Below are 23,504 nucleotides of genomic sequence, written 5' to 3' on the forward strand. Positions count from 1 at the left end.
AAAGTCAAAATCTATTTTAGCCCATGAAATTTAAAAAAATGCCCATGGTCAACTGGTATGACCCCAAGCAGTTGTCCAATACCGGGGTTAAAACGGTTCTCTCCGGGGTTTTTGGTAATTTTGCGGACAGAAGGGAAACATTGGCGGCATTGAGCCAGGATGTAAACTACTTCGACCATTCCGAGAAGGAAGAATTATGGTTGGATTTCATTTGTGATTTGGGGGATGGGTTTAATCCCACCTACACCCTGGCTCATCTATTGGCGCAGGAAAAGCTGGAAGCGGGTGGGGAAGCTCTCAAAAGGGGGGATATCCTGGTGATGGGCGGGGATGAAATATACCCAACTCCAGAAATGCACGAGTATGACAATCGCCTAAAGGGACCATATACCGCTGCTTTTCCCAAAAATGAGGAAGACACCCAGCGACCTGAAGTGTATGCTATCCCCGGAAACCATGACTGGTACGATGGCCTTTCCAATTTTCTTAAATTATTTACCCAAAAGAGATCTTTCGGTAACTGGAAGACAAAGCAAAACAGGAGTTATTTTGCCATAAAGCTTCCCCATGATTATTGGCTCATAGCCGTGGACATACAGTTGCAAGCCGATATCGATTATCCCCAAATTTGCTATTTCAGGGAAATTGCTGAAAAGGAGTTTACCGAAAACACAAAAGTAATCCTGTGTACTGCCGAACCTTCCTGGGTGCTATGCTCTTTTGATCAGAAGAACACCGCACATGAACGGTTTAAGTTTTTTATAGACAGGATACTCTATGGCAAGGGAGACGAAAAATATGAGGAGAAAAATAAGCACATAGATGTGACCACCATCCTCACTGGCGATCTTCATCACTATGCCCGATATGAAGAGATAAGTAAAAAAAACTCCGTTTGCCAATTGATCACAGCGGGAGGAGGAGGCGCGTTTCTTCACCCCACACATACTCTGAAGGAAAAAATCGAACCGGTGGATGGGTATGATGCCACCCTTAAAAAGGTTTTTCCTGAAAAGGAGGATTCCATTAAACTGAGTTTTTTAAACCTGATTTTTCCATTTTATAGCATAACTATGTTGCTTTTTTTCGGGGTGTATCACCTATTTACCTCATGGATATTACAGACAAAGGAACTTGGGGGAACCAGCTACATGGAGAGGTTGGCCCAGGTGGACTTGTTTAATGGTGGCTTTCAGGACTTTCTTTCAGCCACCTCGGTCGCCATCAGCCATAATCCGGGCGCAGTGTTTTTAAATATCCTTTTGTTTTTGGGCTTATTGGTTTTCACGGACACCAAATCGGGAAATGGGAAATGGAATTACATTGCAGGTGCTGTACATGGGTTTCTACATTTGGTTAACTTTTACCTACTAATCTGGTGGTTTTCTCGGCTCAACCTCCACCACTTCGGGTTAGACTTGGATACCGCAAAACAAGTGTTGATTTATTCTTTAGAAATGATCTTAGTGGGGGGGATAATAAGCGGAGTGCTTTTTGGCCTCTATTTGACCTTTAGCGTATTGGTTCTGAAAAATCATATTACAGAAGCCGCTTCTTCCTATCGCTGGGAAGGGTATAAGAATTTCCTTCGGATAAAGCTTGACAAGGACGCCCTGACCATTTACCCCATAGGCCTAAAAAAGGTGGTGTCCAATTGGAAAAATGTAGGAACGGAGGACAAACCTAAATTTGAAGGAAGCCCCATAAACTATGAACTCATAGAAAAACCGATAATCATAAAACATGAAAAAACTCTCTAAACCCATCACCTCTATCCGGGGAAAATACGATGTAGTAGTCGTAGGTTCCGGATATGGAGGAAGTATTGCCGCCTCCAGGATGGCAAGGGCAGGATATAAGGTATGTTTGTTGGAAAAAGGCAAGGAATTTCTCCCTGGGGAGTTCCCCAGGACCCTCAAGCAAGCCGCAGGTGAGATGAATTTTATCCGGGGAAGGTCCTCCGGGATCAATAGGAATGGGTTGTATGAGTTTACCATGGGAAATGGCATTAATGTTTTCAAAGGGTGTGGCCTGGGGGGTACCTCCTTGGTAAATGCCAATGTTTCCATTAGGCCTGAAACCAGAGTGATGGAGGATGCTGCCTGGCCTGCTGCCATCCGAAATGACCCCAAGAGCTTTGAAGCAGGCATGGGCAGGGCTTGGGACATGCTGAAACCAAACCCCTATCCCGAGGGCCAAAAGGGATATCCTGTTTTAAAGAAAACCGAAGCCATGCGAAAATCGGCAGCCCACATGGGTGAGCCATTCCGGCTCTTGGATATCAATGTGAATTTTGAGGACAAGGAAAACCATGTAGGTATAAAGCAGGCGAAATGCACCAATTGTGGTGACTGTGTAACAGGTTGTAATATCAGCGCCAAAAACACGACTGCCATGAACTACCTTCCAGATGCCTTTAACCATGGGGCAGAAATTTTTGTGGAAATAAATGTCAGGCACCTCGAAAGGGAGGGTTCGGATTGGCTGTTATTTTTTCATCCAGTTGGTATTGGCAGGGAAAACTTTGATGCCCCTTTGATGTTTGTCAGAGCCAAAAAGGTCATTTTGAGTGCAGGAGCTTTGGGATCCACCGAAATTTTGATGCGTTCCCGTGAAAAAGGCCTTTCCCTATCCGAACGGATTGGCAAGAGGTTTACCGGCAACGGGGACGTACTGGGATTTGGCTATAACAACGATGTCCCGATCAACGGTATAGGGTTGGGCCGAAAAGGTACTGATGAAATTGCCAAGGTGGGACCCTGCATTACGAGCGTAATAGATATCAGGGAAAGGGAAGTACTAGAAGAAGGAATGACCTTGGAGGAAGGAACAGTCCCTGGCCCTATCAGGATGATTATGCCAAAATCCCTGGTAACCTTTAGCAGGTTGGTAGGCAGGAAAACGGATAGGGGGTTTTGGGATTATCTCAAAGAGAAATGGAGAGAAATAATGAGCTTGTTTTTGGGACCCTTTTTTGGTGCTTTAAAACACACCCAAATTTATCTGGTGATGACCCATGACGATGGAAACGGCGAACTTGTATTTGATGAAAATAAATTAAGTATCAATTGGAAAGGAGTGGGCAAGCAGGAGATTTTCCAAAAGGTAAACGACAAAATGTTTAAGGCCACAGAAGCATTAGGAGGCACAAAAATCCCAAATCCTACCTGGAACAGGATGCTAAATTATGACTTAGTGACCGTCCATCCATTAGGGGGCTGCGGCATGGGAGAGGATGCTAGCACCGGAGTAGTGGACCACAAGGGACAAGTATTTACCGGCAGCACGAAATCCCCCTTACATGAGGGCCTCTATGTCATGGATGGATCGGTAATCCCAAGGCCAGTAGGAACCAATCCCCTTATGACCATATCCGCCCTCGCGGAGCGAAGTTGTAAAGTAATTGCCGAGGAAGAAGGGTATACCCTGGACTATGATTTTTCCGCTCCTTCTGAGCCAGACCGGGACACATCCCCCAAGGGTACAGGAGTGCAGTTTACAGAAACCATGAGAGGGTATTTTGGGCTAGGGGAAACCCGAGACTATGAGGCAGGATTTAACCAGGGTAAAAAAGTAGGCTCCAATCTTGAGTTTACCTTGACGATCCAAACAGAGGATATTGATGCGTTTGTCAATGATGCTAACCATGCTGCCTCAATGATTGGGACTATGAATGCGCCAGCTTTATCAAGCTTTCCCATGACGGCGCTAGAAGGTGTTTTTAACCTTTTTATTGAGAACCCCGATGATTCTTCTCGGAAGAAAATGGCATATCGGATAAAACTGAGGAGCAAGGAAGGGAATGATTATTTCTTCGAGGGGTTTAAGGATATTCACAATGACAGAAGGTTGGATGTTTGGAAGGACACTACCACGCTTTTTGTTACTGTGTATAAAGGTATTTCCAAAGAGGGAGAGGTGCTGGGAAAAGGAAAGCTTGTGATTAGGGTTGCTGATTTTCTCAGACAAATCAGAACGATGAAGGCAATCCATGCACCAAACCGTAGGGAGGGTCTGCGTGCAGTAAAAACCTTTGGGAAGTTTTTTGCAGGCAATGTTTTGGAGACCTATTTCAGGGTTTAGTATTTTTATGCCTGGATTTCTACTACCTGTCAATTTCTTTGGTAAGCACTTACATTTGCTTAATTTGGCAGGATAGAAGCGGAATTTTAAACCAACAAAAAATGCCAAACCCTTGGACAGGAGTAGGGAACCCCTATACGAGACAGGAAGTAAGGGAGAGATTGACATCTACCATTTTACAAAATAAAGCCATCATTGCTGCCGGAGCAGGAACGGGTATAAGTGCCAAATTTATAGAGAAAGGAGGTGCAGACCTTTTGATTATTTATAATTCCGGGAGGTTCAGGATGTCAGGACACGGTTCTACGGCAGGTCTAATGGCATACGGCGATGCCAATGCTGTGGCATTGGAAATAGGGGAGTATGAGGTACTCCCAGTGGTAAAAGAAATCCCCGTAATATGTGGGGTACACGGTTCCGACCCCAGGAGAAGAATTTGGCATCACCTGCTCAAGGTAAAGGATATGGGGTTTTCCGGCATCAACAACTTCCCAACCCATTGCATCGTTGATGGCAACTTTAGGCAAGTCTTGGAAGAGACGGGTATGGGGTTTGAAAAGGAGGTAAAGATGGTGGAAATTGCCCATAAAATGGATTTATTTTCCATTGTATATGTGGCTACTCCCGAGGAGGGGGTGAAGATGGCCCAAGCCGGAGCAGATGCCATCATTTCCCATGTTGGTACCACAGTGGGAGGGTCAATCGGAGTGAAAGGGGCAAGTTGCAGCATGAAGGAGGCGATAGAAAGAACACAGGCAATCATAGAAGCCTGTAAGGCCGTTAACCCCGACTTGTTTTTTCTCGCACATGGTGGGCCCATCAACACCCCGGACGATGTAAGCCAAGTATTGGAGGCTACCCAAGCCCAAGGGTTTGTAGGTGCCTCTTCTTTAGAAAGGATGGGGGTGGAGGCTTCCCTTACAGCGCTTACCCAACAATTTAAATCTCTGTCCCTTTATGCAAAATAAACAATTGGTGGAGGATCTGTTCAAACTAGGTCTGTGCAATGGGGACAACGTACTGGTTCATTCCTCTTTGAGTAGCCTAGGTACTATGACCAATAAGGCCAGTATGCTTTGTGAGGCGTTGTTGGAAGTATTGGGTAGGGAAGGCACTCTATTGGTTCCTGCACTTTCTTATAGGACAGTGACCAAGGACCACCCCTATTTTGACCATGCCCATACCCCTTCCTGTGTGGGGGGATTTACGGAATTTTTCAGGAAATTCCCCGGCACATATAGAAGTATTCATCCTACGCATTCTGTTTGTGCCTATGGGAAAAATGCAGAGATGCTTACTAGGCAACACCTGAAAGACAAGACTCCCGTAGGGCCAAACTCTCCCTTTCGGCTGCTGCAGGAAATGGATGGCACTTTGTTGTTTATCGGTTGTGGCCTTAAACCAAACACCTCCATGCATGGGGTGGAGGAACTTTCCCAACCCCCCTATTTATATGGGCCCGAGGTTACCTATAGGTTAAAACTAAGCAGGGGAGAGACTGTCGCTAAGTCATACATTACCCATGGGTTCGATGGATATGAGCAACGTTATGACAGGATCTGGAAACTACTGGATAATTGCGAAAGAAGTAGCGGAATGTTGCTAGATGCTGAAGCATTTCTTATCCAGGCCAAAGCACTTTGGGTAAAGGGAAACCAACAATTGGTGGCCGATCCTTTTTACTTTGTAGACAAGGCATAAGCTCTTATGGTGTACAGAAAATTTACTTTTTTGGGCAGTTAATTTAAATATCGCGGATACTTATACAATAACCCGTGAAAAATTACATTTTTGTCCTTTAAAATTTATCTTTGTTTTTTTATTCGATTTAGCAGCCCTACATGCCAAAAATTATTAGGATAACCACTGTTCCCCTTTCCCTCAAGTTGCTATTAAGGGGACAAATGAAATATATGGCCTCGGCGGGCTGGGAAGTGCTTATGGTCAGCGGGGAAGGAAAAGAATGGGAGGAGGTAATAAAAAACGAAAATTGCCGCCACCACATAGTGCCATTCACCAGAAAGATCACCCCAATCCGAGATTTGGTTTGTCTCTGGAAGCTGATAAAGCTATTCCAGGCTGAAAGACCCGATATAGTGCACACGCACACCCCCAAAGCCGGTTTATTGGGAATGCTTGCTGCACGGATATGTGGTATAGGGATTAGGGTCCATACCTTGGCGGGTTTGCCATTTTTAGGGGTGGGTGGCAAACACAAGAAACTGTTGATTTTCCTCGAAAAACTCACCTACCGCCTTTCCAAAGAGGTTTGGCCTAACTCCTATTCCCTGAAGGATTTCTTGGTGACAAACGAACTCGCCCCTGAAGAGAAAATAAGGGTAATTGCACAAGGATCCTCCAATGGAGTGGACTTAGAAAAGTTTAGCAGGGAAAACCTAAAGGAAAACCACCTGGTAGCAGCAATGATGCGGGTGGCCCCTGCGGAGCATGAGTTTGTGATCACATTTGCAGGCCGTCTTGTCAGGGACAAGGGGATAGAGGAATTAATTGAGGCTTATATTGCGTCAAAGATAGTCGAAAAGTCGAAATTGGTGTTGTTGGGTTCTTATGAACAAGACCTTGACCCCATCTCCCTTCAAACCAAAAAGCGCATCGAAGACCATCCAAGGATAATTCATGTGGAATGGACGGACCATATTGCCTATTATTTGGCCATTTCCGACATTTTGGTTCATCCTTCCCATAGGGAAGGGTTTCCCAACGTGCTTTTAGAAGCCGCAGCCATGTCTTGCCCTATCGTTTGTTCGGATATTCCCGGGAATTTGGAAGTTGTGAAGCACAAAAAGACAGGTTTGGTATATCCTGTCAAAAATCGTGATGCTTTGAAAGAAGCAATGGAATTTGCCTATATAAAGAGGGAGGAAATGAATGGATACGCAGATCGGCTTCATGTGGAGGTTAGGGAAAAGTACGATAGGAAAAGGGTACATCAGGCGATTTTGGAATCCTATTTTCGCCTGTGGGACACAAAGAAGAGTCTTTCAAACTAATCGATTGGATAAGTTTTCTTTCGTGTGTTATTTAATTAATTTTGGGTTCCCTATGGGAGAATTTTGGCGGTGAAAATGAAAAATTTTGTTTGGGTTTGTTTTCTATTTTTGGCAGTATCTTGTATAAGCAACAAAAGGATTAATTATCTCCAAAACCTTCAGGGTGAGGAAGAAATAGCCTTGGGAGAGTTTATCCCCTATGCTGAAGTAGATTACGAATACATTTTGCAGCCTTTTGATATTGTGGATATTGACTTTGCCTCCTCTAATGAGGAGTTGCTGAAGGCTTTTGAATACCATGGCGCAAGTGGTTCAAGGATGGGCAGGGGAGGAATGGGGGCAATGGGAGGCGCCATGGATGTCTTTTATTTTTCTGGTTACCCCATTGACAAAAATGGAGAGGTAAGAATGCCTATATTGGGATTAATTAAGCTTGCGGGGCTTACCGAGGAGGAAGGTAGGGATAAAGTTCAGGAGGCGATCAACAGTTACTTTAAGGAAGATGTGGACGTAAGGCTTAGGATTGGGGGGATAAGGTTTACGGCCTTGGGGGAATTTAACAGTGTGGGGACCAAGGTAATATTGAAAAACCGGGCTACTATTTTTGATGCACTAGCCATGGCCGGTGAATCAAATATCCTGGCAAAAAAGAATGAGCTATTTCTGATCCGGCAGTATGACGGAGGGACAAAAATCCACCAAATAAATCTAAATGACCGGAGGTTATTGGCTTCTCCTTATTATTTCATTCAACCCAATGATGTTTTGTACCTACAACCCATGCAAATCAGGCAGATTGGTTCTGGGGAGAGTTTATCAGCTTCCCTTCAGCTGGGTATATCCATACTTACGGCAATACTCTTTATTTACGGTGTAACTTCTGGAATATTCTAATTATGGAAAACTTGGATTTGTCAAAGTTTGAGGAGCAGGAGAAGCCAATAGATATAAAATACTATATCATCAAATACTCGAGGTATTGGCCTTTGTATCTGCTTTTCATTGCAGTGGGTGTGGTTGGTATTTTTCTTTTTCACAGGTACACCGTTGAGCTTTTTGAGGTGAAGGGCAGTGTGATGATTAAAACCAACGCCTCCCCCGAGGTGAGGGTGTTGGACAGGTCCAATATTTTTTCCTCAGGAGAAAATCTGACCAATGACATACTCTTGTTTTCTTCCAAACAGTTGGCTGAGGATGCACTTAAAAAAGTGCATTTTGATGTCACCTATTATGCCGCAACCAACATCAAAGAGATAGAGCTCTATAAAAACAGCCCGGTATTGGTGGAGGTGGACTGGAATTATCCCCAAGTAGAGGGAAAAAAGATTGGAATAGAAATCCTTTCCGAAGATGAGTACAGACTGGGGAAGGTTGATAGCCAGATTTTTGATTGGTGGAATTTCGGTGATGGGGGCAGTGATATAGATCTAGATATTTTTGAGGGCATACATACTTTTGGGAAGGAAGTAACAGGCAGCAAGTCCAAGTTTACGGTACATCTGTCCAACCCTTCCAGAATTGGAGACGAAGTGAGTTTTAAGCTTAGTCACCCCAGTTCGCTAGTAGACCAGTATGCGAGAGCCATTCAGGTAAAGCCTATGATCAACTACGGCTCCGTCTTGGAAGTGAGTATGGTCACCAAAGTGGTAGATAAAGGCAGCGATTACGTAAATGCTTTGATGGATGCATTCTTGGAACATGACCTTCGGGAAAAGAACAGAATATCCGAAAATGCACTTAGGTTTATCGAAGAACAACTTTTTATTGTAGAGGACTCCTTGAACTCAGTGGAAAGGAGGATGCAGCAGTTTAAAGTCTCCAACAAATTATTGGACGTAAATGCTGAGTTTGGTGGGGTATTGGGAAATATACGTTCCCTAGAGGAAAACATTCAGGCCATTGATTTTGAGCTTTCCTATTACAGAACTTTGCGGGACTACCTGATGCGTAAAGGAAGAAACTTTGAAGAAGTCGTGGCTCCTTCAGTGGTAGGCATAGCAGATGGGCTATTGAATGATTTGATACAGCAGCTGGTGCAACTTTCCTTGGAGCGCAGAAAGCTTTTGTCAAAAGTCCATGAAACCCATCCCGATCTAATTGTTGTGGACCAGCAAATTAACAGGCTACGGGATAATATTTTTGAAAATATTGAAAACCTGATCGAAAATACGGAGGTGCGAAAAAGGGAAAATACCGAAAAATTAAGCACCTACGACCGTCAGTTTGCAAACTTGCCACAGGCAGAATCCAGTTACTCCAATATTTTCAGGGAATTTAAACTTAGAGAGAACCTTTATACCTACCTGCTTGAAAAGCGGGCAGAGGCTGGAATAGCGAAGGCTTCCAACGTTTCGGATAATTCCATTGTGGATTATGCTAAAAGGGGAAATCTCATTTTCCCGAAAAAGCTGCAAAATTATACCTACGCCGTGGGCCTTGGTTTTTTCATTCCCTTTGGCTTTCTTTTACTGTACCATTATCTGAACAACCGTGTTATGGATCAGATACAGCTTAAAAACATTTTGAAAATTCCAATTTTAGGTACTATAGGTTATAGTGAAAAAGGAACCAACCTTTTGGTGGCGGATCATCCCAGGGCACTTGCTTCTGAGTCTTTTCGTTCGTTAAGATCTGCACTTTTCTATATTGCCAGTGAAAAAAAATGCAAAATAATCCTTGTGACATCCAGTATTTCTGGGGAAGGTAAAACTTTTATCAGCATCAATGTGGCCTCAGCCATGGCACTAAGTGGTAAAAAGACCTGTCTGATGGGGTTTGATCTTCGAAAACCAAAATTGTCTAACTACATGGAGGTTTCTAACAAGAAGGGGCTTTCCACCTTTTTGGTGGACAAGCACAGCGCAGAAGAGATCGTATTGCCCACTAAATATGATAACCTCTACATTGTACCTTCAGGGCCTGTGCCCCCAAATCCCTCCGAGTTGTTGTTGAAGAACAAATTGGGGGATTTTATGGCCAAATTGGAAAGTGAATTTGATATCATAGTGATGGATTGTCCACCAGTGGGCTTGGTTTCAGAAACCATGGACTTGCTCCGGTTTTCGGACGTAAACCTTTATATAGTAAGGCATGATTTTACGCACAGAAACCACCTGCTCATGATCAATGATCTGTATGCCAGCGACCAGGTGAGGAATTTCTATGCCATTTTCAACGGGATGAAAAGAGGAGGGGACACCTATGATTTTGGTGGATATAATTATGGGTATGGCTACAGCTATTCCTATATGCAGAAAAACAAATACAGCGGAAGTTATTATGAGGAGGAGGCAGACTTTAAATCAGGTTGGTTAAAAAAAATAATTTCTAAATTTAGGGTTTAGTATAAAGACATGGAAAAATCGATATTGATAACTGGAGGGGCTGGGTTTATTGGCTCCCACGTGGTAAGGCTTTTTGTGAACAAATACCCAGATTACAGAATTGTGAATTTGGACTGTCTCACCTACGCTGGCAATTTGGAAAACCTTGCTGACCTGGAGGATAAAAAAAATTACCATTTTGCAAAAGTAGATATTTTGGAGGAGATGGCCCTAGAAAAGGTGTTTAATGATTATCAGATCACCGACGTAATACATCTTGCCGCTGAATCCCATGTAGACCGATCCATTACCGACCCTTTAGCCTTTGTGAAAACCAATGTGCTGGGCACTGTTAATTTATTGAATGCGGCAAAAACCTTTTGGAAAAACCTGGAGGGACATCTTTTCTATCACGTATCCACCGACGAGGTATATGGTTCCTTACCGGAGGATGGGTATTTCCTCGAAACCACACCCTATGACCCACAATCCCCTTATTCTGCCTCTAAAGCAAGTTCCGACCATTTTGTAAGGGCCTATGCCAATACCTATGGGCTTAGGACCGTGATTTCCAATTGCTCCAATAATTATGGCCCTAACCAGTTTCCCGAAAAACTGATTCCCTTGGTTATCCATAATATCAAAAACCACAAATCCCTTCCTGTATATGGAAAAGGGGAGAATGTAAGGGACTGGCTTTATGTGGAAGACCATGCGGTGGCCATTGATTTGGTCTTCCATAGGGGTAAGCTAAATCATACCTACAATATTGGAGGCTTTAATGAATGGAAAAATATCGATATAGTTAAATTACTGTGTAAGCTGATGGACCAAAAGCTAAACAGGGAACCTGGAGCCTCGGAAAAATTGATCACCTTCGTTAAAGACAGGGCTGGCCATGACCTGAGATACGCCATAGACGCCGGAAAAATACATAAGGAATTAGGGTGGAAACCAAGCGTGACGTTTGAGCAGGGAATAGAAAAAACCATCGATTGGTACCTCAAAAATGAGGATTGGTTGGAAAGCGTTACTTCAGGGGATTATCAGAAATATTACCAACAACACTACGGATAGACTTAACATGAGACAATACCACCAACTAATGCACCATATTCTGGAAAATGGTGTAACTAAAAATGACAGGACAGGAACAGGCACTAAATCGGTTTTTGGGTACCAAATGAGGTTCGACCTTTCTGAAGGTTTCCCTTTGGTGACCACCAAGAAGTGCCACACAAGATCCATCATCCACGAGCTACTTTGGTTTTTAAATGGGGAGACCAACGTCCAATACCTCAAACAAAACAAGGTTTCCATTTGGGATGAATGGGCCGATGATAATGGGGATTTGGGGCCGGTTTATGGATACCAATGGAGGCATTGGCCAGATGGAAAGGGAGGAGAGATAGATCAAATAAAAAACTTGATTCACCAAATCAAAACTAACCCGAATTCCAGAAGGTTGATCGTTTCGGCCTGGAATGTTGCGGATGTAGACGCGATGGCCCTACCACCCTGCCATTTGCTATTTCAGTTTTATGTAGCAGAAGGCAGGCTCTCTTGTCAGCTTTATCAGCGGAGTGCAGACGTATTCCTTGGCGTTCCCTTTAACATTGCCTCTTATGCGCTTCTCTTGTGCATGATTGCGCAGGTTTGCGAATTGGCTCCCGGTGAATTTGTGCATACCTTCGGGGATGCGCATCTTTATCTCAATCACCTGGACCAAGCCAAACTCCAACTTTCCAGGGAGTGTAGAAAACTGCCTACTCTTTATCTCAACCCCTCTGTTAAGGACATTTTTGCATTTAGGTTCGAGGATATCCAAATTAAGGATTATGACCCTCATCCTCATATCAAGGCCGAAGTTTCGGTGTAGGTGGCTTGGGAAATAAGGAGGCAATATCCTCCAGGCCCCCCGTTTTAAAGCTTTTTCCTTCTATAGACTGAATGTAGGAGAGGCCACTGATATTGGTAGTAAAAACCCTTTCGGCCTCCATTATTTCTTTTGGCAAAAAGGACCCCTCCACCATATCGTATTTTAATTGGGAGGCTTGGGCAAGGATCACCGACCTTCCCACACCCATGATGGCGTGGTGTTTCAGGTCTGGAGTAAAAAGCTTGTTGCCCTTCTGCCAAAAAAGATTGGAGCTTCCTGCCTCACTGATAAAACCATGCTCATCTAGCAGAATTACCTCGTCCATGGAAAGCTTTACCCTTTCCCTGTTAGCCATTACATAGGGCAAGGCATTTAGGGTTTTGCAATTTGCCCAGGGACTGGGGTAGAGTTTGATCTTATCGCTAATAAATGCTTTGGATTTAATAGTGGGGGAGGGCACAAATTCTTGTAGGTATAGGCTTTCCTCTGCCTTGTCCGAAAGGGGCGTATATTTGCCCAGTCCTTCTCTGTATATATTCCACCTTATCCTCAAGGGGAGATTGGCTCCTGAAGTAACCTTGGTTTTAATAAGGCTTTCCAACTGTACAATGGTGGAAATACCCTCCTCCGAAATCCCCAATGCATTCAGCCCAAAATGGAGCCTATCCATGTGATGATGGCCATTTAGGATACTGCCTTTCTGGAAAACCATGGTTTCAAAGAGCCCATCCCCGAAAAAAGATGCACGGCTTGGGGGTTGGGAAAGGCCTTTGAAAGTTCCATCCACTTCTTTGGTAAAATATACTGTTTCAAATTCGGACATAAACTTGTTCGATTATGGACATTTTCTTGATTTGTTTACTTTCCAATGACTTAAATTTAGTTAAAAAATGCACTATATAGGTATATTACAAGGTTTTGGGTTTAATTTTATTAAAAGTTTAGGGAAATCGTCATTTTAGCATATTATTTGAAAATAGGTAGCTTTTTCAAAAGACAATTGAAATGCGCATATACCATATCCAATGAAATCGAGCCTGTCCTGACGGCAGTCAGGGCATGACGCAAGCGACAAACGGAGGGATGATTATCGTTGCGAGATTCCCCCGAAACAAGTTCCCCGAAGCGAGTTCGGGGCAGGCAGGGGCAGGCTATATGACCGCTGAAAAAAAAATTATAAACAGATGAAATCGAGCATGAGGAGAACCTCACACTTAGGGATGATTATCAATGCGAGATTCCATGTGACCGCTGAAAAACAATTATAAACACATGAAAATAAAATTACTTGTATTAGTTTTATTCATTAAGTTTTCATTGCTAAAAGTAGCAGTTGGCCAAGAAGTACCTGCGATTTCTTCCCTAAGTTTGCAGGAATGTTTGGAAATAGCATTGGAAAACAACCTCAACCTTCGGCGTGCAAACCTAAGCCTAGAATCCGTAGAGGCAGGGCTTTTGGAAGCAAAAGGCCAAATGTTGCCCTCATTTTCTACTGGCATTTCTTCTGGGTTTAGGTGGGGAAGATCCATTAACCCCGTTACCAATTTATTTGAAACCAGAAGAATTGGAAACGTAAACGTATCAGCCAGTGCAAATCTCCCTATTTATACTGGGAGGCAGATTCAAAACCGAATCAAACAATCAGAAGTGGACTTGCAGTCCAACAGGTTGACCGTAGAGGCCACGGAGAACGACATCAGTCTCAATGCCATAAATTTATTTATCAATGTGGCTTTTGCCAAAGAACAGCTTAATATCGCCGATAATCAGCTTAACACCATTGAGGCACAACTTGCTATTACCAATAGCAGGGTACAGGCTGGTGGATTACCTATGGCAGAGTTGTTGGAAATACAGGCCCAGAGGGCTACTTCTGAACTAGAGGTCATCAATGCCAGAAATAATTTTAGGATTGCCCGTCTGAACTTGTCCCAGTTTTTGATGATTCCCTTTTCCGATGAATTCGGCATATCCATTCCAGAGGTGGAATTAGAAAACCTGGAATTGGGAGTTTCCAGTGTGGAAGAAATTTACAGCGAGGCCTTATCCCATCTTCCCCAGATAAGAGCGGCTGAATTGGAGGTGGAAAGCGCCGAATATGGGATTAAAATTGCCCAAGGCGCCTATTACCCAACTTTGGGGATCAATGCCAATGTATTTTCCAATTACGTGGATCAGGCAGCCCTCGGCCCAGTGGATCCGGTATTTCGGCAATTCGAGAATAATATTTCCCAAACGGTGAATATGGCCTTGAATATACCGATTTTTTCAAATTTCCGAAACAGGGCTGGATTACAGAGGGCCAGGGTGCAGAAACGTATTAGTGAAGTTGCAGATTTGGAAACAAGAAACCAATTGAGGCAAGACATAGAAACAGCTTATACCTCTGCTTATGCCGCCAGACAATCCTTCAACAGTTCAGAATTAAGGGTGGAAGCCCTTAAAGAGGCTTTTAGGATGTCCCAGCAGCGATTTGAGGTAGGCGCAATAAATGCTACAGATTACCAAATAGCTCAAAATAATTTATTTAATGCGGAGGCTGATTTATTAACAGCTAAGTATGAGTATGTGTTTAGAATGAAAGTATTAGATTTTTACCTAGGCAAACCTCTAACCTTGTAATATAAAGTATCACTGATGGCTAAGAAAAACTCGAAAAAACTCCTATATGTTTTGATAGGAATAGTGCTTTTGTTGACAATAGGAATAGTAGTGGCCCGAAAAGCTGGGTGGATAGGTGGCGTTCTGGAACTGGAGGTGGAAGTGGAAAAAGCTGGAACCAAGGATATAGTAGAAAAGGTAAATGCCTCTGGGGTAATCCAGCCTGAAATAGAAATAAACCTGAGCCCGGATGTAGCGGGGGAGATCATAGAGCTAAACGTGGCCGAAGGGGACTCTGTTAGGGTTGGGGACTTGTTGGTGAAAATCCGGCCCGATAATTTCATTTCTGCCCTGGATAGGGCAAAAGCTACCTTAAATCAGCAAATGGCCAATTTGGCACAGTCCAAGGCTTCCTTGAAAAGAGCTGAGGCACAATTTACACGGGCAGAGCTTGAGTTTCGGAGAAATCAAAAACTTTATGAGGATAAGGTGATTTCCGACGCTGATTTTGAACAGGCCGATGCCAACTACCTTACAGCACAAAATGATTTAGAGGCAGCCGAACAAACCGTCTTGGCAGCTGGATATGTGGTGAAAAGTGCCCAAGCCACAGTGGATGAAGCGGCCGAGAACCTAAGGCTTACCAATGTATATGCACCCACCTATGGGATTGTTTCCAAGTTATTGGTAGAGAAAGGGGAAAGGGTAGTGGGTACTGCCCAAATGGCGGGTACAGAGATGATTCGGATTGCCGACCTGTCCAGAATGGAAGTAAGGGTGAATGTGAATGAAAATGATATCGTAAGGTTGTCCATTTTGGATACCACAATCATTGAAGTGGATTCCTATGCCTTCATGGATAAGAAGTTCAAGGGTGTGGTAACCTCTATTGCCAATTCAGCCAATGAAAAGGCAAACCCAGATGCAGTAACCGAATTCGAGGTTAAGATTCGGATACTCAATGATTCTTACCAGGATTTGATCAGTGCCAGAAACCCATTTCCGTTCCGACCAGGAATGACCGCAAGCGTGGAAATCATTACAGAGCAAAAAAACAATGTTTTGTCTGTTCCATTGTCGGCAGTAACCACCCGAACAGTTGGTGAAAATGACGAACCCAACAATGGCAGCAAAGCTAAAGAGGTGCTTTTTGTCAATTTGGAAGGAAAGGCAATAATGAAGGAAGTAGAAACTGGAATATCTGATTTTGAATACATAGAAATTCTTAACGGGGTAGGGGAGGGAGATGAAGTTATTACAGGTCCTTATTATGTGGTTTCCAGACAGTTAGAGAACGAAAAGCCTGTTAAGAATATGAAAAAATAAAAAAAATAAAAAAGGAGTCTTATAATTTATAAGACTCCATAGTACGGGGTTTATTTTATAACTGACTATAGCTATACGAGTTTCAAAATCTAAAAAGCTTTGTAGGTCCGGTAATTATTACGCAGTTTTAATTTTGAAATCCCCGAAAGATAGAAATATTTATTGGGTTTTTTCCAAAAATAAATGACTTTTCTCGGAGTTTTATACATAAACAAAATAAAAATATTTATATATTTTAAATAAAAAATCATCGCCTGAAAGGCTTGATTTTTTATTTAGCCAGCCCATTATTATTTGGTGGGTTAGTTGGCGATACGAGCCAGCTCATTTTCGATGTGTTGAATCTCTTCTAGAAGCCCCATTTGTAGCGACAGGTGTTCTACTGCACTGAGGTTTGGAGCGGGATTATGGTGGTGATGGTGGTCATGATCATCCTCATGGTCGTGTTCATGCTCGAAACCGGGAACTTCTACGAAGCTTTCATCCCATTCCACTAGTCTTTCTTTAATTCTATCCAGGATTTCTTTTTCATGCTCTTCTATGTTAAGGTTCTCTATCCGTTCACCAACCCTTTCCCTTACTTTTACGGAAACCTTGTGATGTTCATAGGCCTCGTGGAGATTGGAGTCTTGTTTTTTTGATTGGCAATGGAATACTACCAATAGCGGCAAAATGGTGGAAATTAAAATACAACTGTTTCTCATCGTAGCAATCTTTTCGAAAGATCAAATTTTATCAAAATTTATTATATATGCAATTATGTTGCATGTATATTTGTCCTATGGAACCAAATTTCATTTTTGCTCTATTAGGGGCATTTTCAGTAAGCTTGATAGCAATGGTAAGTGGGGTTTTTTTATTTATCACCCCTAAACAGTTAGAGCACGTATTGCCCTGGGCCATTTGCCTTGCCATCGGGGTTTTGTTGGGAAATGCCTTTTTCCACCTTATCCCGGAGTCCGTAATGGAAATACATGACATCCAGCCCATTATGTATTGGGTCATAGGGGGAATATTATTCTTTTTAGTGTTGGACAAGCTGTTATTTCATCCAGGAATCAAAAAATCCAATCCAAACAAAGAAATTAAGTCCATAGGTTATCTCAACCTGGTGGGGGATGGCATACACAATTTTGTAGATGGATTGATAATTGGAGGAAGTTTTATGGTGAGTAATGAGCTTGGGATAGCTACTACCCTCGCTATAGCCATTCATGAATTTCCCCAAGAATTGGGAGATGCTGGTACCTTGATTTATAGTGGATTTAATCCCAAAAAGGTGATTCTATTAAATCTTTTGGTTGGTCTAACCGCTGTGCTGGGAGTGATTGTCATTTATTCTTTGAATGAGGTGTTCGTTGTACCTACTTCCATTTTGTTTGCATTTACGGCCGGGGGATTTATTTATATGGCCATTGGTAATCTACTTCCATCTATCCTATACGAAGAAAAAAATTCCGGGAGACGGTTTACCTACCATATGGCTATTATTTTGATTGGTTTGTTTTTGGTAGCAGGTCTCACTGGGGAACTAGGACATGATCATTCCCATAAGAAAGATTTAAAACCTAATAGAATGGGGATAAATTTCAAGTAAATTTCCTAATAGGTATAGGGCTTAAGACAAAAAGTTAATAAGTGGAGGGATTTATTTTTGAATAAATAACCTATAAAACCTATAGGGTTATTTAAATTTATGTTAATTTTATACCATCGGTGAAACTTTCATCCCTGAGATAAGTTTAAATCTATATAGAACAAATGAATAACGCCTTGAATACCAATAGAGAAAATGAGAATAATGAACCTGTGTCTTTGATAAAAGTCAGTAGGTTCGAAGAGGAGGGTCAGGGGCTAACTGCCAAGGAGGCCTTAGAGCAGCAGCATGGTGTTCGCCTGTTAAAGAAGCAAGCAGGTGAAGAGGGCACTTTTTCGGAGGTATCTTTCGAGTTGTCTGAGGGTTGGAACAAGTTATATGGGATTTTGAGGGGCTTGAGTGAGCTATACAGATCCCCCGCCGCATTTATAAAAAGTAACCATCAGACAAAAAGCTTCACGCTTTATTTCAATGCAGAAGCCAAAAAGGAAGTGAAGGCATTCCTGGAATTGGTGTTTTCTACTCTGGATAAAGAAATGCATTTTAGGAAGGTTCTGCGTCAATGGTTATCCATGCAAAGGAGACAGCAAAAAGAAAATGAGCTGATATTCAAACAATTGTTTTAAAAAAAATCCCCTGGATCTCTCCAGGGGAAGCTAAAAATTTTTGCTGTTAAACTTTCTCTATCGAAAGCTTCGTAAAAATCCCCACTACCAACTTCACTTTATCATCCTTCACTTTCCAACTCCTACTTTCGCTTCGGATGATACGCTAATGTACCAAGAAGGTAAGAAGGAATGGGGATTTTTCGATTAACGCAGGTAAATTTAAGGTCAAACGCCTTATTCCATAGACGAAGATTCAAATTAACCTCCGGATTTTTTGGCGTTATAACCTTCAGCCTTCAACAGCTCAAGGACCTTATCTCTTAAGTCTCCTTGGATGAGTATTTCTCCCTCTTTGGTATTACCCCCAACCCCACATTTGGTTTTCAGCCATTTTCCAAGTGACTTTAGATCTTCCTCGGTGCCTGAAAAACCAGTAATGAGGGTTACTTGCTTTCCTCCTCGGGATTTTTTGTCAAGGCTTACCCTCAATTGTTGTTGCTTTGGAGGAAGGGACTCTGTTTGTTCATTATCAGGTTCTTGAAAATCAAAATCCTCATTGGTGGAATATACCACACCAAGGCGTTTTTTCCAGTCCTTGTCCTTTCTCTTACTCATAGTCTCATTTATTAACTAACTTCATGGTCCATACGGGCCTTTTTGCGGCGTTTACCACGTCTTCCGCAATACTTCCACTGAGCAGGTGAAGGAACCCTGTCCTGCCATGGGTTGCCATTGCAATCAAATCTGCATTGATCTCTTCAGCATATTCCAAAATACCGTCTTCTTCAGAACTGCTATTGAAGATATCAATGACCACATTTTGTAGTTTATTTGATTTGACAAAAGAAGCAATTTTCTCCTTTGATTTTTTGCTGTTTTCAAAGGAGTTGGGGGTATTTACTTTTACCAAATGTAAGTCTGCACCCAATAGGTTTTGAAGGTCCTTTAGGCTTTTCATCACTTTTTTACTGTCCTCACTAAAATCACTAGCAAATACAATCTTTTTAATCGAGCTGGCATTGGTGGGGCTTTTAACCGTTATCACAGGGCAACTCGAATGTCTCACTACTTTCTCGGTGTTGGAACCTATCAATAGCTCCTCTAATCCACTGGAGCCTTTTGAACCCATTACAACCAAATCGGCCTTAATGGTGGAGATTTCTTTTGAAATGCCAGCATAGGGGTTACCAAATGAAAGGCGGGTGGAGAAGGGATAAGGCTTTACACCTAAGCCCTCTTCTATTTCCTTCAATTGTTTCTTCCTTTTTTCTACCAGCTCCACCATAAAAACTTTGTCTATGTAGTTCTCCTCCAAGTTCACTTCTCCCATGGTGTTGAAGTGTTGGGTGGTAGGTATTTCGATGATATGAACCAGCTTTAGTTTCGAAGAAGACAAAGCTGCAATTTCTTGTGCAAATTTAAAGGCGTATTCAGCCTCTTTAGAAAAGTCATAAGGCACTAATATGTTTTTCATAGGATTATAATTTGTTTTTTAAAGGTCATAACTTGCCCCTCACTCGTTTCGGGAGCCTGTCCCGAATTTATTTCGGGAGAATTTCGCAATCTACAGTCATCTTAGTGTGACTTGCTCGTCATGCCCTGACTGCCGTCAGGACAGGCTCGATTTCATAAGTAGTAATTTGCGTTTGTGCATTTAAGCTACAAAAAACTTCGCAATTATAGATAGGTTTTTAGGAATTCTTAAAAAATTAGAAGGCCAATTCCGAAAGATAGTACACAAAGGAAGGTAGATAGAGCGGTTTTTTTCAAGTAGGGGTCCAATTGGGCTGCTTTTTTTTCCCTTTCCACACCCTTCGCGTTTTTGACCATAAGCGGAAAAACCAACAAAAAAAGCAAACCTCCGTATCCATCGTTTGTTAGTACGAAAAGCAACAAGGCGATATTTCCTCCCAGGATCAGGAACCAATTGTAGACGATGGCATTCTTTCTTCCTATTCTAACGGGTAGTGATTTTTTTCCGGCAATTTGATCCGAGTAAATGTCCCGGATATTATTGATATTCAGCACAGAGGTACTAAACAAACCTAAAGCAAGTGCAGGAAAAACAAGAGTACTATTCCAGGTAACTGCATGTAAAAAGTAAGTACCCATTACACCCAATAAACCAAAAAACAAAAACACGGAAATGTCACCCAAGCCAATATAGCCATAGGGATTGTGGCCAGATGTATAATTGATGGCAGCCAGAATGGAAAGGATACCGAGAACCAAAAACAAAAATAAAAACATTGGATGGTCATAAAGGGCCACCAACAACAGAGATACACCAGAAACAAAAGCCAATGAAGCTACAAGGTACATTGCTTTTTTCATTTCCTCCTTTCGTATTATCCCAGACTGCACCGCTCGAATAGGACCCTCTCTATTGTCACTGTCAGCTCCATGTACACTGTCCCCATAATCGTTTGCCAAGTTAGAAAGTACTTGAAGCAAAAGGGTGGTTAAGGATGCAAGCAACAAGACCTCCCATCTGAAATAACCATGATAGGCAGCAATGAAGCTTGCCAAAAATATACTCGATAATGCCAAAGGTAAAGTCCTTAACCTAAGGGCATGTAACCAAGCCTGTTTTTTGTCCTTTAGGGTAATTTCCATTCTTCTTCAAATCCCCCATCGGCACCAATAGCGATGAAGCTCATTTTATATGGGTTATAGCAATGAAAGTATTTCCTGGTCCATTGGTTTTACGGAGGATGGAAAGAATTTGACTAACTTGCCTTCCTCGTCAATGAGATACTTACAGAAATTCCAAGAAGGTTCGGTGTTGTTCCATCCATTCATTTCCTTATCCGAAAGCCAACGATAAAGGGGGTGTTTATCTACTCCTTTTACAGAAATTTTTTCAAACATGGGAAAAGTTACCCCATAGGTAGAGGAACAAAAAGATTTAATCTCTTCTAGGGAACCGGGTTCCTGTCCGCCGAAATTGTTGGCAGGAAAACCCATAACGACCAACTTATCTCCATGTTTTTCATGCAGTTCCTGCAATCCCTCGTACTGGGGGGTATATCCACATTTGGAAGCCACATTTACCAAGAGAAGTTTTTTACCTTTGAAGGTCGAGAAATCCACTTCCTCGCCGTCTATATCATTCATTTTGACCTCGTAAATAGACTCTATCATTTTGTCTTCATTTATTTTGATAATGGAAGCCTCCTGCATATCTGTGTTGGAAACTCTCTCTGAGGAGTTGCCTGCCGAACATCCAAGGGACAGCAGGGCAATCATGGTAAATAGTTTGTTCATGGTTACATTTTTTCTGGAACTTCAATACCTAATAACTTCATTCCCGCTTTAATTGTTTGGGCTACTTGAGCTGAAAGTGCTACTCTAAAAGCACGGTGTTGCTCTTTTGCTTCACTAAATATAGGGATTTCCGCATAAAATCTATTGTATTCTTTTGCCAATTCAAACATATATTGGGCAATTAGCGAGGGAGAGTATTCGCTTCCTGCAGTTTTCAGTTTTTGGGGGTAATCCAACAAGAGGACAATAAGGTTTTTCTCGGTTTCCTGCAGCTCTGCAACCTTATTGAGCAAGGAAGGGTTATTAAAGTCCAGCTCTATTTGTTCCGCTTTTCGAAGGATTGCCCTTATCCTTGCATGTGTGTATTGGATGAAAGGACCTGTATTGCCTTGGAATTCAATGGATTCTTCAGGGTTAAACAGCATACGTTTTTTGGGATCCACCTTTAAGAGGAAATACTTCAAAGCTCCCAGTGCCAGTATTTCGTATAGTGCTTCGGCTTCTTGTTCCGAAAAACCATCAATCTTACCGAGTTCTTGGGTGTGCCTTCTGGCTGTTTCTACCATCTCCGCCATAAGGTCATCTGCATCCACTACCGTGCCTTCCCTGGATTTCATTTTGCCCGAGGGTAAATCCACCATGCCATAGGAGAGGTGGTGCAATCCCTTAGCATAGGGTCTTTCCAGTTTTTCGAGGATTTTGAACAAAACATCGAAATGGTAGTCTTGTTCATTGCCCACCACATAAATGGATTTATCGTTTTTGTGATCCCTGTATTTGAGGTCCGCTGTGCCCATATCCTGTGTTATATAGACAGAGGTGCCATCTGATCTCAATACCAGCTTTTCATCTAGGCCTTTGTCGGATAGATCCGCCCAAACAGATCCATTTTCTTTTTTATAGAAAACGCCCTTCTGAAGTCCTTCCTCCACCATATCCTTGCCTAACAGATACGTGTCCGACTCATAATACATCTGGTCAAAATCTACTCCCATTCTTTTATAGGTAGCATCAAACCCCTCATAGACCCAGTTGTTCATAGTTTTCCATAAGGAAACTGTTTCTGGATCCCCCTTTTCCCACAAGACCAACATTTCCTGAGCCTTGCACATCAACGGAGCCTCCTTTTTGGCTTTTTCCTCCTCCACCCCCTTCTCCATCAGAACTTTTACTTCGGCTTTGTAGGCAGCGTCAAAAATCACATAATATTTACCTACCAAATGGTCGCCTTTTATGCCACTGCTCTCCGGGCTTTCCCCTTTTCCAAACTCCTGATAGGCCACCATGGATTTACATATATGGATGCCCCTGTCGTTTACCAAGTTTGACTTTACTACATGGTGCCCATTGGCCTTAAGGATCTCTGAGAGGGAAAAACCCAAAAAGTTATTTCTCAAGTGCCCCAAGTGCAGGGGTTTATTGGTGTTGGGGGAACTGTATTCCACCATGACTTTTACCTTTGTCTGTGGTAAGGCAAATGGGTTTTCACTAGAAGTCATAGCCTTAAATTCCACTAGCCAGTAGTGGTCAGTAAGGGAAATATTCAAAAAGCCCTTAACCACATTAAAGGTAGCGACCTCTTCCAGGTTCTCTTTTAGGTAATTGCCTATTTCCTGGCCACTTTGTTCAGGACTTTTCTTCGTGTACTTCAAAAAAGGGAAAACCACAAAGGTGAAGGTGCCTTCAAATTCTTTTCGGGTAGGTTGTAAAGATAAAATTTGCTCAGGCAATTCAACTGCAAAAACAGCTGTAAATGCATCGTGTATCGAGCGTGTTATTTTAGTGGAAATGTCCATATATAAAGTAAGG

At 42.4% G+C, this 23,504-nt stretch carries 20 protein-coding genes; 13 read left to right on the forward strand and 7 right to left on the reverse strand.

Translation table 11 applies throughout. From position 1 onward, the window contains the following. Positions 1–23: 23 nt before the first annotated feature. The 9 genes from DB520_RS17105 to DB520_RS17145 all read left to right on the forward strand — a co-directional run bounded on the left by DB520_RS17105 (position 24) and on the right by DB520_RS17145 (position 12,296). Entirely contained in the window at positions 24–1,760 is a 1,737-nt protein-coding gene (locus DB520_RS17105; RefSeq protein WP_232835032.1) for a metallophosphoesterase, read from the forward strand. Beyond that, positions 1,744–4,083, forward strand: coding sequence for a GMC family oxidoreductase N-terminal domain-containing protein (locus DB520_RS17110; RefSeq protein WP_114750991.1), 2,340 nt, complete (start codon positions 1,744–1,746; stop codon positions 4,081–4,083). Before DB520_RS17105 ends, DB520_RS17110 begins: the two co-directional genes overlap by 17 nt. Before the next feature lie 101 nt (positions 4,084–4,184). Beyond that, entirely contained in the window at positions 4,185–5,051 is an 867-nt protein-coding gene (locus DB520_RS17115) for a phosphoenolpyruvate hydrolase family protein (protein ID WP_114750992.1), read from the forward strand. Further along, positions 5,041–5,784, forward strand: coding sequence for an AAC(3) family N-acetyltransferase (locus DB520_RS17120; protein ID WP_114750993.1), 744 nt, complete (start codon positions 5,041–5,043; stop codon positions 5,782–5,784). The genes DB520_RS17115 and DB520_RS17120 overlap by 11 nt, the downstream gene beginning before the upstream one ends. 140 nt (positions 5,785–5,924) lie before the next feature. After that, positions 5,925–7,094, forward strand: a complete 1,170-nt coding sequence (locus DB520_RS17125) for a glycosyltransferase family 4 protein (RefSeq protein ID WP_114750994.1) — start codon at positions 5,925–5,927, stop codon at positions 7,092–7,094. A gap of 75 nt (positions 7,095–7,169) precedes the next feature. Beyond that, positions 7,170–7,988, forward strand: coding sequence for a polysaccharide biosynthesis/export family protein (locus DB520_RS17130; RefSeq protein WP_114750995.1), 819 nt, complete (start codon positions 7,170–7,172; stop codon positions 7,986–7,988). A 2-nt stretch (positions 7,989–7,990) separates the two neighbouring features. Beyond that, the gene (locus tag DB520_RS17135; RefSeq protein ID WP_114750996.1) at positions 7,991–10,438 is read left to right on the forward strand and encodes a GumC family protein; all 2,448 of its coding nucleotides are present in this window, start codon (positions 7,991–7,993) and stop codon (positions 10,436–10,438) included. A 9-nt stretch (positions 10,439–10,447) separates the two neighbouring features. Further along, positions 10,448–11,494 (forward strand): dTDP-glucose 4,6-dehydratase, encoded by a 1,047-nt coding sequence (gene rfbB / locus DB520_RS17140; RefSeq protein ID WP_114750997.1) that lies wholly within the window; start codon positions 10,448–10,450, stop codon positions 11,492–11,494. Between the two features lie 7 nt (positions 11,495–11,501). Next, entirely contained in the window at positions 11,502–12,296 is a 795-nt protein-coding gene (locus DB520_RS17145; RefSeq protein ID WP_114750998.1) for a thymidylate synthase, read from the forward strand. Here DB520_RS17145 and DB520_RS17150 read toward each other — a convergent pair. Continuing rightward, positions 12,274–13,119 carry an aminotransferase class IV gene (locus DB520_RS17150; RefSeq protein ID WP_114750999.1) on the reverse strand — a complete coding sequence of 282 codons (846 nt, stop codon included), beginning with the start codon at positions 13,117–13,119 and terminating at the stop codon, positions 12,274–12,276. The two genes, DB520_RS17145 and DB520_RS17150, sit on opposite strands and share 23 nt — an antisense overlap. A 449-nt stretch (positions 13,120–13,568) precedes the next feature. On the opposite strand from DB520_RS17150, the gene DB520_RS17155 reads away from it, so the two are divergent. Together DB520_RS17155 and DB520_RS17160 are read left to right on the forward strand one after the other, a co-directional pair. Further along, the gene (locus tag DB520_RS17155) at positions 13,569–14,918 is read left to right on the forward strand and encodes a TolC family protein (RefSeq protein ID WP_114751000.1); all 1,350 of its coding nucleotides are present in this window, start codon (positions 13,569–13,571) and stop codon (positions 14,916–14,918) included. Between the two features lie 15 nt (positions 14,919–14,933). Continuing rightward, positions 14,934–16,223 carry an efflux RND transporter periplasmic adaptor subunit gene (locus DB520_RS17160; RefSeq protein WP_114751001.1) on the forward strand — a complete coding sequence of 430 codons (1,290 nt, stop codon included), beginning with the start codon at positions 14,934–14,936 and terminating at the stop codon, positions 16,221–16,223. 302 nt (positions 16,224–16,525) lie between these two features. Here the strand turns inward: DB520_RS17160 and DB520_RS17165 are convergent, their stop codons facing one another. Continuing rightward, positions 16,526–16,927: a hypothetical protein gene (locus DB520_RS17165; RefSeq protein WP_114751002.1), complete on the reverse strand. Its 402-nt coding sequence runs from the start codon at positions 16,925–16,927 to the stop codon at positions 16,526–16,528. Positions 16,928–17,004: 77 nt separating this feature from the next. On the opposite strand from DB520_RS17165, the gene DB520_RS17170 reads away from it, so the two are divergent. After that, positions 17,005–17,820, forward strand: coding sequence for a ZIP family metal transporter (locus DB520_RS17170; protein ID WP_198675378.1), 816 nt, complete (start codon positions 17,005–17,007; stop codon positions 17,818–17,820). A 164-nt stretch (positions 17,821–17,984) separates the two neighbouring features. Beyond that, the gene (locus DB520_RS17175; protein ID WP_114751004.1) at positions 17,985–18,446 is read left to right on the forward strand and encodes a hypothetical protein; all 462 of its coding nucleotides are present in this window, start codon (positions 17,985–17,987) and stop codon (positions 18,444–18,446) included. Positions 18,447–18,686: 240 nt separating this feature from the next. On the opposite strand, the gene DB520_RS17180 is transcribed toward DB520_RS17175, so the two are convergent. The 5 genes from DB520_RS17180 to argS form a co-directional block, all read right to left on the reverse strand. Beyond that, positions 18,687–19,043: a translation initiation factor gene (locus DB520_RS17180; protein ID WP_114751005.1), complete on the reverse strand. Its 357-nt coding sequence runs from the start codon at positions 19,041–19,043 to the stop codon at positions 18,687–18,689. 4 nt (positions 19,044–19,047) lie between these two features. Continuing rightward, positions 19,048–19,902: a universal stress protein gene (locus DB520_RS17185; protein ID WP_114751006.1), complete on the reverse strand. Its 855-nt coding sequence runs from the start codon at positions 19,900–19,902 to the stop codon at positions 19,048–19,050. A 227-nt stretch (positions 19,903–20,129) separates the two neighbouring features. Next, the gene (locus DB520_RS17190) at positions 20,130–21,044 is read right to left on the reverse strand and encodes a 1,4-dihydroxy-2-naphthoate polyprenyltransferase (RefSeq protein WP_114751007.1); all 915 of its coding nucleotides are present in this window, start codon (positions 21,042–21,044) and stop codon (positions 20,130–20,132) included. Positions 21,045–21,098: 54 nt separating this feature from the next. Then, entirely contained in the window at positions 21,099–21,695 is a 597-nt protein-coding gene (locus tag DB520_RS17195; RefSeq protein ID WP_114751008.1) for a glutathione peroxidase, read from the reverse strand. A gap of 2 nt (positions 21,696–21,697) precedes the next feature. After that, on the reverse strand, positions 21,698–23,491 hold the full coding sequence (argS, locus tag DB520_RS17200; protein WP_114751009.1) for an arginine--tRNA ligase: 1,794 nt from the start codon (positions 23,489–23,491) through the stop codon (positions 21,698–21,700). Between the last annotated feature and the right edge of the window lie 13 nt (positions 23,492–23,504).

The sequence above is a fragment of the Pleomorphovibrio marinus genome (assembly GCF_003347495.1).
Lineage (GTDB): Bacteria > Bacteroidota > Bacteroidia > Cytophagales > Cyclobacteriaceae > Pleomorphovibrio > Pleomorphovibrio marinus.